This window comes from Pedococcus sp. 2YAF34, from assembly GCF_052114585.1.
Taxonomy (GTDB): Bacteria; Actinomycetota; Actinomycetes; order Actinomycetales; family Dermatophilaceae; genus Pedococcus.
In genome coordinates this window covers 1-1,019 of record NZ_JBFRFA010000077.1, presented here as the reverse complement: position 1 = coordinate 1,019, position 1,019 = coordinate 1, and the positions used below count along the sequence as shown (strand labels likewise).

The 1,019-nt window shown below is 66.3% G+C and carries 1 protein-coding gene; it reads right to left on the bottom strand.

Features of this window, described 5'->3' with window-relative positions; all coding sequences use genetic code 11:
• On the bottom strand, nucleotides 1-1,019 hold a 1,019-nt coding region (locus AB4Z02_RS18915; RefSeq protein WP_441972902.1), incomplete at both ends, for an inositol-3-phosphate synthase.

Genomic DNA, 1,019 nt, shown 5'->3' with positions numbered 1-1,019 from the left:
GGGGACTTCATCAGGTAGGACGACGCGGACAGCAGCGCGCCGCCGATGCCGCGGTCCTTGGCGATCTTCGCGGCGCGGATGGCGTCGATGATGATGCCGGCCGAGTTCGGGGAGTCCCAGACCTCGAGCTTGTACTCCAGGTTCAGCGGCACGTCGCCGAACGCGCGGCCCTCCAGGCGCACGTAGGCCCACTTGCGGTCGTCGAGCCACTGGACGTAGTCCGAGGGGCCGATGTGGACGTTCTTGTCCTCGATCTTGCCGGCCAGCGGACCGGTCAGGTTCGAGGTGACGGCCTGGGTCTTGGAGACCTTCTTGGACTCCAGGCGGTCGCGCTCGAGCATGTTCTTGAAGTCCATGTTGCCGCCGACGTTGAGCTGGTAGGTGCGGTCCAGGGTGACCCCGCGGTCCTCGAACAGCTTGGCCATGACCCGRTGGGTGATGGTCGCCCCGACCTGGGACTTGATGTCGTCACCGATGACCGGGACCCCGGCGGCCTCGAACTTCGCGGCCCACTCGGGGTCGGAGGCGATGAACACCGGCAGGGCGTTGACGAACGCGACCCCGGCGTCGATGGCGCACTGGGCGTAGTAYTTGTCCGCCACCTCGGACCCGACGGGCAGGTAGGAGACCAGGACGTCGACCTGCTTGTCCTTGAGGACCTGGACGATGTCCACCGGCTCGGCGTCGGACTCCTCGATGGTCAGGCGGTAGTACTTGCCSAGSCCGTCGTTGGTGACACCGCGCTGCACGGTGACCCCGGTCGGGGGCACATCGGCGATCTTGATCGTGTTGTTCTCCGAGGCGTTGATCGCCTCGGACAGGTCGAACCCGACCTTCTTGGCGTCCACGTCGAACGCGGCGACGAACTCCACGTCGCTGACGTGGTAGTCACCGAGCTGCACGTGCATCAGACCCGGGACGGTGCCCGAGGGGTCAGCGTCCTTGTAGTACTCGACTCCCTGCACCAGCGAGCTGGCGCAGTTGCCGACGCCGACGATGGCGACACGCACGGATCCCAT